This window comes from Arthrobacter melezitosi (assembly GCF_054511055.1).
Window position 1 is genome coordinate 20,429 of record NZ_JBTNDJ010000024.1, and the last position, 8,914, is coordinate 29,342.

Annotated in this window: 10 protein-coding genes; 8 read left to right on the forward strand and 2 right to left on the reverse strand. The window is 70.2% G+C overall.

What is annotated here, in order from left to right:
- Positions 1-9 precede the first annotated feature (9 nt).
- The 5 genes from ACX80W_RS15890 to ACX80W_RS15910 are packed head-to-tail and all read left to right on the forward strand — an operon-like array spanning position 10 to position 4,599.
- Positions 10-615, forward strand: a complete 606-nt coding sequence (locus ACX80W_RS15890; RefSeq protein ID WP_459284988.1) for a helix-turn-helix domain-containing protein — start codon at positions 10-12, stop codon at positions 613-615.
- Entirely contained in the window at positions 608-1,348 is a 741-nt protein-coding gene (locus ACX80W_RS15895) for a B3/B4 domain-containing protein (RefSeq protein ID WP_459284990.1), read from the forward strand. The genes ACX80W_RS15890 and ACX80W_RS15895 overlap by 8 nt, the downstream gene beginning before the upstream one ends.
- A 54-nt stretch (positions 1,349-1,402) precedes the next feature.
- Positions 1,403-2,296 (forward strand): EamA family transporter, encoded by an 894-nt coding sequence (locus ACX80W_RS15900; protein WP_459284992.1) that lies wholly within the window; start codon positions 1,403-1,405, stop codon positions 2,294-2,296.
- A gap of 55 nt (positions 2,297-2,351) precedes the next feature.
- Entirely contained in the window at positions 2,352-3,248 is an 897-nt protein-coding gene (locus ACX80W_RS15905) for a dihydrodipicolinate synthase family protein (RefSeq protein WP_459285005.1), read from the forward strand.
- Complete coding sequence (locus ACX80W_RS15910) at positions 3,226-4,599, forward strand: MFS transporter (protein WP_459284994.1); 1,374 nt, start codon at positions 3,226-3,228, stop codon at positions 4,597-4,599. Before ACX80W_RS15905 ends, ACX80W_RS15910 begins: the two co-directional genes overlap by 23 nt.
- On the opposite strand, the gene ACX80W_RS15915 is transcribed toward ACX80W_RS15910, so the two are convergent.
- Entirely contained in the window at positions 4,574-5,617 is a 1,044-nt protein-coding gene (locus ACX80W_RS15915) for an NAD(P)-dependent alcohol dehydrogenase (protein ID WP_459284996.1), read from the reverse strand. The two genes, ACX80W_RS15910 and ACX80W_RS15915, sit on opposite strands and share 26 nt — an antisense overlap.
- A gap of 175 nt (positions 5,618-5,792) precedes the next feature.
- Here ACX80W_RS15915 and ACX80W_RS15920 point away from each other — a divergent pair, with 175 nt between their 5' ends.
- On the forward strand, positions 5,793-6,686 hold the full coding sequence (locus tag ACX80W_RS15920) for a helix-turn-helix domain-containing protein (protein WP_459284997.1): 894 nt from the start codon (positions 5,793-5,795) through the stop codon (positions 6,684-6,686).
- Positions 6,687-6,731: 45 nt separating this feature from the next.
- Here the strand turns inward: ACX80W_RS15920 and ACX80W_RS15925 are convergent, their stop codons facing one another.
- On the reverse strand, positions 6,732-7,643 hold the full coding sequence (locus ACX80W_RS15925) for a ribonuclease Z (RefSeq protein WP_459284999.1): 912 nt from the start codon (positions 7,641-7,643) through the stop codon (positions 6,732-6,734).
- A gap of 486 nt (positions 7,644-8,129) precedes the next feature.
- Here ACX80W_RS15925 and ACX80W_RS15930 point away from each other — a divergent pair, with 486 nt between their 5' ends.
- Positions 8,130-8,291, forward strand: a complete 162-nt coding sequence (locus ACX80W_RS15930; protein ID WP_459285001.1) for a DUF308 domain-containing protein — start codon at positions 8,130-8,132, stop codon at positions 8,289-8,291.
- Between the two features lie 165 nt (positions 8,292-8,456).
- The coding region (locus ACX80W_RS15935) for a hypothetical protein (RefSeq protein ID WP_459285002.1) at positions 8,457-8,914 on the forward strand (458 nt) is incomplete at its 3' end.

Consider the following 8,914-nt stretch of genomic DNA (forward strand, 5'->3'; position numbering starts at 1 on the left):
GGTGCACTTATGGATGAGAGTACGACGTCGCTGGCCTCGGCGATCGGGGAGCGCGTTCGAACCGAGCGGCAGACCCGGCGCTTGACGCTCGACCAGCTCGCGGAGGCGGCCGGAGTGAGCCGCCGGATGGTGGTCAACGTGGAGCAGGGGCTCGTCAATCCGAGCGTGGGCACCCTGCTGCGGATCAGCGATGCGCTCGGCGTCGGGCTTCCGGCGCTCGTGGAGCCACCCCGGCCGAAGCGGGTGAAGATCACGCGCCGCGGGGAGGGCGCCGCCCTCTGGTCCGGCAGCTCGGGGGGCCGGGGGGTGCTGGTTGCGGGGACCGACAAACCGGATGTGGTCGAGCTCTGGGACTGGACGCTGGAGCCCGGGGAGTCGCACCACAGCGAGGCGCATTCGGCCGGCACGAAGGAGCTCCTGCAGGTCCGGCAGGGATCGATCACCATTTCGATCGCTGGCCAGACAGTGGTGCTCGCCGACGGAGACGCCTTGACGTTCCCGGGCGACGTCGAGCATTCCTATGCGAACCCCGGCGGGCAGGCGGCCCGGTTCACCCTGGCGGTCTTCGAGCCCGGTGTCGGGTCGGGGCACAAGCCGGAGGTGGCGAATGGCTGAGAACACGGACCTTTCGCGGTTCCTCGATGAGGCCCGGGTGGACCCGGCGGTGTTCTCGCTGCGCCCGGACTACCGGGCGCTGCTCCTGGCCGTCGACGGCCTCGTCCCCGGACCGGGTGATGCCCGAAGCGAGGCGCTGCTTGAATCGGCGGAGGCCTCGGCACGCGCCGCCCTTTCCCGTTCCTCCGTCGAAAGCCTGCCGCAGGTGGCCGCGTGGCGGGAGGCGTATCAGGGGTTCGGGGCAAAACCGAACCGCACGCGCAACAGCCTCGAAGCGCTCCTGCGCCGCGCAGTGTCCGGACTACCGCGGGTCAACCGGCTGACCGACATCTACAACGCCGTCTCGGTGCTGCACCAGATCCCGCTCGGCGGTGAGGACCTGGCCAGGTACTCCGGAGCACCGGCGCTGGTCCGGGCCACCGGCCGGGAATCCTTCGACACCACAAGTAACGGTGAGGCCGTCACCGAGCACCCCGATCCCGGGGAAGTGGTGTGGCGCGACGACGACGGCGTGACCTGCCGGCGCTGGAACTGGCGGCAGGGACGGCGCACCCAACTCAGTGACCGGACCACCACCGCCCTGTTCATCCTCGATGCGCTCGCGCCCCTGCCCGACGACGCCCTCCTTGCCGCCGCCGACGACCTGGCGGCCCAGCTGCTGCGCCTGGGCCCCGGCGTCAGGACCGCCCGCCGCCTCCTGGCGCCGGGCGCGGTGCCCGGGGGAGGAGCCTGAGATGATCCACCATCGCATTTCCGGCACCGGACGGCTCGTCGGCGGGGGCCGCCCATGAGCCCCCACGCCGGCGCACGCGGCCCCGTTCCACCGTGGGGGCTCGCCGTGGCGGCGATGCTGTCGGTCCAGCTCGGGTCGGCCCTGTCGGTGGGGCTGATCGGATCCGTTGGGCCCGCCGGCACCGCCTGGCTCAGGCTCAGCATGGGGGCTTTGATCTTCCTGGTCCTGGCCCGTCCGCCGCTGCGCCGGGTGCGCCGCCGTGACGTTCCGGTGCTGCTTGCGCTGGGTATCATGACCGGGCTCATGACGGTCGGGTTCCTGGCCGCCCTCGAATACATTCCCCTGGGCACCGCGGTCGCCATCGAGTTCCTCGGCCCGTTGACCGTCGCCGCCGTGCGCAGCCACACCTCCCGGGCCCTTCTGTGGCCGGTCGTGGCCCTGGGCGGCGTGGTGCTGCTGACCGAACCCTGGCACGGTGAGGTAAATCCCCTTGGCATCCTGTTCGCAGGACTCGCCGCCATCGGCTGGGCGCTGTACATCGTGCTCAGCCAACGCGTTGGTGACCGCTTCAGCGGCATCTCGTCCCTCTCGCTGACCATCCCCATCGCGGCACTGACTGCTGCCGTCGTCGGGATTCCTCAGGCCGCGGGACACCTGAGCTTCGAGGTTATCGCCGTGGCCGCGGGACTGGCCCTCCTGCTGCCCGTGCTGCCGTTCGCGCTCGAAATGCTCGCCCTGCGGCGGATGACGGCCACCGCCTTCGGGACCCTGATGGCGCTTGAACCGGCGATTGGGCTGCTCCTCGGGCTGATCGTCCTCCGCCAGCAGCCCTCGCCGGTCCAGCTGCTCGGAATCCTGCTCGTGGTTGTCGCCGGCGCCGCGGCGCAGCGGGGCGGCCGCCGCTCCACCCGGCACCAATCCCCGCACCGGGCCGACCTCCCCGGCTGACCCGCTGCCGGTGCGCATCCAGGCAGCCCAGTCCTTCAAGAAACGGAGCACCGACATGTTCACGGGTCTCAGCGCCTTCCCCCTCACCCCGCTCACCCAGGATGCCGTTGACGAAGCCGCGTTCGTCCGCCTCGTGGCGCGGCTGCGGGAGGCGCGGGTCGACTCCATCACCGCACTGGGCTCCACCGGCTCCTACGCCTACCTCAGCACCGGCGAGCGCGCCCGCGTAGCCCGCCTGGCGGTGGAGCATGCCGGGCCGGTCCCGGTCTTCGTCGGGATCGGGGCGCTGCGGACCTCGCAGGTCCTCACGCACGCCGACCTCGCCGAACAGGCCGGAGCATCCGCCCTCCTGCTTGCGCCGATGACGTACCAGCCCCTCACCGGCGACGAGGTGTTCGGCCTCTACCGGTCGGTGACCGAGCACTCGCCGCTGCCCGTGATCGTCTACGACAACCCCGGCACCACCCGATTCGCCTTCTCAACCGGACTTTACGAACGCATCGCCCGGCTGCCCGGGATCGCCTCCATCAAGATTCCGGCCGTGCCGTCGGATCCGGCGTCCGCCCGGGCGCGCGTGCGGGAGATCCGCTCGGCCATCCCCGCCCACGTGACGATCGGGGTGTCGGGGGACGCCGCTGCTGCCGCGGGACTGGCCGCGGGATGCGAGGCCTGGTACTCGGTCATCGGCGGCACCCTGCCGGCCGCCGCCCTGCGCCTGACCCGGGCAGCCCAGGCGGGACGGACCGCCGACGCCGCCGCCGAATCCGAACGCCTCGCCCCGCTGTGGCAGCTCTTCACCGAATACGGCGGAAGCATCCGCGTCGTCGCCGCCATCGCTGAACGGCTGGGACTGGCGGCGGAGAACTGCCTTCCGCTGCCCATCCAGGGGCTGAACGACCAGCAGCGGGCCCGCGTGGACGGGGTGATCCGTGACCTCCGACTCGACGGCTGAGCCCGGAGCCACCACCGGCCCGGGCGGAGGCGGCCACGGAGGCCGAACCGGTGCCGGATCCGGGCAGCCCGGGGACCACCGGGCGGCGGCGTTGGCCCGCTACGTCGCCGCCGCGACCCTCGTGCGCAGCGCCGACGGCGGCGCCGTCGTCGCCATCGTGCTTCTCGCCCTCGACAGCGGGCTGCCGGGCTGGCTGGCCGGCGTCCTCGGTGCCTCGATCACCGCGCCGCACCTGTTCGGTCCGTTCATCGCCCGGCGCCTTGACACCGCTCACGACGGCAGGAAGGTCATCGCGCTGTCCGCAGTCCTCCACGGGCTGCTCCTCGGCGCCGCGGCACTGCTGCTGCCGGTGGCGTGGCCGCCCTGGCCGGCCCTGCTGCTCTTCGCGTCGGGCCTCTTCGGACCCATGCTGACCGGTGGAATCAGCAGCCGGCTGCCCGCCATCGCCGGTCCGGCGCAGACGAGCCAGCGCAGGGCGCAGAGCTGGGATGTGGCAACTTATGGGCTGGCCGGAACCCTCGGCCCCGCCGCCGTCGCCTGGTTCGCCGCAGCGGCCGATCCGCTCACCGCAACCCTCCTCCTCGCCTCGGCCGCCGTCCTCGGAGCGGGAGGCATCCTCGCCCTGCCCAGACAGGCGCCACCCGTTCAGGAGGCCGACGTGCCGGGGCCCGTACGGACCCTCCGCCTGATGATGCGCTCCGGCCCGCTGCGCCGTACCCTCCTGCTCACCGTCACCGTGGCGTTCTCCGTGGCGTTCTCCGTGGCGGCGCTGCCCGTCAGCGCGGCCGCTGCCACGCTCGACACGCCCCCGGCCGCCGGCGCCCTCGTGGCGGCATACGGAACAGGGAACCTCCTCGGCTCCGCGGCCCTCATGATCCGCCCGCTTCAAAGGGATGCCGACCGCCTCATGAGCTCCCTGGCCCTCCTCGTGGCGGTGATGCTCGCCCTCACTCTGCTCACCCCCACCTTCGAGGCCTCCCTCGCGGCGTTCTGCCTTGCCGGGACCGCGAATGCGCTGTTCTTCGCCGCAACGCTCGCCGGCCGCAGCGAATACGCCCCACAGGCAGCGCGCGGCCAGGTCTTCATCTGGGTCGGTGCCCTCAAGATCGCTGCGGGGTCGGCCGGGACGGCAGCCGCCGGTGCTGCCGTCACGTTCGGTTCCTGGGCCCCACTCGGGCTTGCCGCGGCGGTGACCGCCGGCGCCGCAGTCGTCAGCCTGGCCGACCGGTCCCGGCGGGGGCCCAGCCACCCCGTTAGCCATGCGGCAGGCCGGAGCTCGGGCCCCCGGGGCGTCGCAGGGCACCGGCCGCTGCCGCGGGATCCTCCTAGCCGAGGGTCGAGGTGTCGATGACGAACCGGTACCGCACGTCGGAGGCCAGGACGCGTTCGTAGGCGTCATTGATCCTGCTCGCCGGGATGACCTCGATCTCCGCACCGAGTCCGTGCTCCGCGCAGAAATCGAGCATTTCCTGGGTCTCACGGATACCGCCGATCATCGAACCGGCGAATGAGCGCCGGCCCATGATGAGGGAGAACGCGTTGACGGGGAGCGGTTCCGCCGGGGCTCCGACGTTCACCAGGGCGCCGTCGAGGGCCAGCAGTTGGAGGTACGCATTGATATCTAGCGGGGCGCTGACCGTATTGATGACCAGGTCGAAGGAACCGGCCAGGTCCGTGAAGGTGTTCTCGTCGCTGGTGGCGTAGTAGTGGGCGGCGCCCAGCTTCAGGCCGTCCTCCTGCTTCTTCAGCGACTGGGAGAGCACGGTGACCTCCGCGCCCATGGCGGAGGCGAGCTTAACCGCCATATGGCCGAGGCCACCGAGCCCGACGACGGCGACCTTCCGTCCGGGGCCCGCGCCCCAGTGACGCAGCGGTGAGTAGGTGGTGATGCCCGCGCACAGCAGCGGAGCGGCAGCGTCAAGGCCGATCCCGTCGGGGATGCTGACGACGAAGTCCTCAGTCACCACGATGTGCGTGGAATAGCCGCCCTGGGTGATCGTTCCGTCCCGGTCCACCACACCGTAGGTGCCGATGGACCCGGCGAGGCAGTACTGTTCCTCGCCCTTCCGGCAGTTCACGCATTCGCGGCACGAGTTCACCATGCAGCCGACGCCCACCCGGTCACCGACGGCGTGCTTGGTGACTTCTGTGCCCACTTCGGTGACAATTCCGGCGATTTCGTGGCCGGGGACCAGCGGGTACTGCTGCGGCCCCCACTCGCCGCGGACGGTGTGGATGTCGGAGTGGCAGATACCGGCGAACTTTATCTCGATGAGCACGTCGTGTGGCCCGACGGCGCGGCGCTCGATGGTGGTGCGGATCAGGCCCTCGGTCGCTGAAGGCGCTGCATAGGCAGGAACAGAAAGCATGGTTTCTCCTAAGGGCGGCTCGGGTGCTCCCGCAGGCGCACCGGGCATCCTCTTGATGCCCTCGATGCCGTTTCCATCAATTCGACAGTGTTTCCCCCGCCGGGAGAAGGTTGCCTTTATCGGGGGGACAGGTTCTCCCCCCTCAGCCCGCGGGACCTGGGGATATTGTGGACCCATGGACAAGCAGCCCGAGAACCGCGCTGACATCCGGGACTTCCTGGCCAGCCGCCGAGCGAAACTGCGCCCCGAACAGGTCGGCCTGCCGGCCGGCAGCCGGCGGCGGGTTCCGGGACTGCGCCGCGAGGAGGTTGCGGTGCTCGCCGGCGTAAGCACCGAGTGGTACGCCCGGCTGGAGAAGGGCAACATCAGCGGCGTCTCCGACGACGTGCTCAAGGCCGTCTCCCGCGCACTGCAGCTGGACGATGAGGAGTGCCTCTACCTGTTCGAGCTGGCACGGGCCGCCCGGCCGGCACGACGGGCACCCCGCCGGGCGGACGCCGGGGTGGCGCCCTCGGTGCAGTGGCTGCTGGACTCGATGACCCTCTCGGCCGCGTTCGTGTGTAACGGTCGGCTCGATGTCGTCGCCAGCAACCCGCTGGGCCGGGCGCTTCACGCTCCAATGTTCGCCGGCGGATCCAGCGCCACCAACGGCTCCGCGAACTTCGCCCGCTTCCACTTCCTGGAGCCGGCCGCCCGGGAGTTCGTCGTGAACTGGGAGGACGGGGCCGCCGCGACTGCGGCACTGCTTCGCGCCGAGGCCGGGCGTGACCCCAACAACCGGTCCCTGCGGGAGCTCGTGGGCGAGCTGTCCACCCTGAGCCGCGAGTTCCGCACCCTGTGGGCCTCGCATGACATCCGCTTCCGCCACGAGGGGGTCAAGCGGTTGCGGCACCCCGTGGCGGGGGAGCTGGAGCTGACCTACCAGTCCCTGACCCTGCCCACCTTTCCGCGGGCCGTCCACAGCCTCAGCGTCTACACCGCCGAGCCCGGCACAACCCACGAGGAGCGCCTTCGACTCCTGGCAAGCTGGGCGGCGCCGGCGCAGCAGACTGCGGAAACCACCAACTAACCGCACCGCTGTGAAGGGATCGCCGCTCCGGGTTCATCCCACGCCTCACGCGTGTGCAGCGCGGGTCGGGGGTGAGCCCCGGCGCGGGGGAAAGGGGATCCGGTCGAGGTCGTTGGCGGCAAGCACCGCCGTCGAGGCCGCCGCGGCGCGCGCCTGCCCGGTCAGCACCCCGACGTCGTCGTACCGTGAGGAGAAATGCGTCAGCACCAGGGTTCCCACACCGCCATGACGCGCGAGGGCGCCGGCCTGTCCCGCGGTGAGATGACGGTACTGCCCGGCCAGTGCGGCGTCCTCATCGCTGAAGGTTGACTCGGCCACCAGCAGGTCCGTCCCGTCCGCCAACTCCTCGGCGCCCCGGCACGGCGCGGTGTCCATTACGAAGGCGAAACTCCGGCCCGGCCGGCGGATGCTGACATCCGCCAGCCGGACGCCTCGGAGGCTTCCACTGCGTTGCAGGTGCCCGACATCCGGGCCGGCGATTCCGGCGGCCGCCAGCCGGTCGGGCAGGAAGGTCCGCCCGTCCGGCTCCGCGAGCCGGTAACCGAAGGTGTCGATGCGGTGGAGCAGGGGGCGCACCTCGAGGCCTTCGGCGATCGGCCCGGCCGTCCCGTGCGGGTGGAGCCGGAGGTCGAGTCCCGGCGTGGCCAGCGCCACCAGCGACCGCACCATCTCCTCACCCGAGGCCGGGTAGTGCAGGTGGACCGGGTGGTCGGCGCCGTCGAGCACCATCCGCGACAGCACCCCGGGCAGGCCGTAGCAGTGATCGCCGTGCACGTGCGTGAGGCAGATCCGCGTGATGCGGCGCGCGGCCACGCCCGCGAGGATCATCTGGCGCTGGGTTCCCTCGCCCGGATCGAACAGGAGCCCTTCGCCGTCCCAACGCAGGAAGTAGCCGTTGTGGTTGCGGGTCCGGGTGGGAACCTGGGAGGCGGTGCCGAGGATAACGAGCTCACGCATCGACCCAGTGTGCCATCGTGCCGGCATGTGGTTGCGACGCCCTACCGTTCGGGCCGCGCCTGATGCCGTTCATAATGATTGGATTTGTGATCAGCTCGATATATCGGGCCTCGAAATGCTTACGACAATGGGCCTACCCACAATGGGTCAGCCCTACATGCCGCGGAATATTTCTGGAAATCGGGGGTACAGGTGGCGCTTGCCGGGCGTACCGTAATTCGTACGGCACAAATTGAGCCTCATTTACCCCCGGAAGGAGTTCAGTGGTCATCCCGCACTGGCGTATCTGGGTCTGGCCGCGATGATAATCAACGCCTTATGGGCCGCACGCAGCCTCAGGGAAAGGGGGGAACCGATCGATCAGGAACGCATGCTTCGAAGAGCCATCATCATTCTTGGGGCAGGTTCGTTTGTTTACCCTTCCCTGTTACGGGCCGGCGGTTGGAGGACGATCACGTGAGGGTCGATAACGCCGGGCCGTGACTGATGACCAATGGGCTCATCCTTTTGCTTATCGGCTTGTGGTGGTTGGCTCGTCCCGGGATTTCGCAGGGGGCAATCGTTCTCCTCGTCGGGGGCGCCCTGCTCCTGCTTGGAGGCAATGTGAAGTGGAGTGCTGACCGGCGGCGTCGGAGCAACGATCGTTAGGAACTGCGGATGGCATGACAGCAGGCTGGTGGTTGTTCCGTCGGTTCTGTTCCGTGTCTGGGCCTGGTGTTGAGCGCTACCGCCTGTGGATATCTTTCTCTCACTTCTCCTCCACATCGGCCCTTTTCGGGCGCAATTCGAACACCCGTTCGATAAAATGGGGGCATGGCAACGGCACCGGTCGAGGAGCACGCGGGCAGCGGGGAGCTACTCTCCGCAGTCCATGCCGAGCTCATCGAATTTGCCGCTGTCTTCTCCGGACGTTTCCTGCTGCTGGCACGCCAAGAGGTGGCAGAAACCGTGACCCGCATTGAGGAGCTTTCCAAGGTCATCGACCACCTGCAGGTCCTGGGCGCCCACGCCGCCGACCAGCACCGCCTCGCCGATCCCGGCGACGGCCCGTGGCCCGCGGCCGCGGCCGGGCCGGAGGGCGGGGGCGGTACCCGGTCGGAGTTTAGGGATACCGCGGACTACCTTCGGGCACGGCTGGGGATCGGCCGGGGCGAGGCGAACCGGCGGCTGCGCCTGGCCTCGAGTACCCAGCCGGCGGTGCCCGCCGGCGGCCAGGGAACCCCGGCCCCGCTGGAGATCCTCGCCGGGGCCTTCGGCCGGGGGAGGGTCAG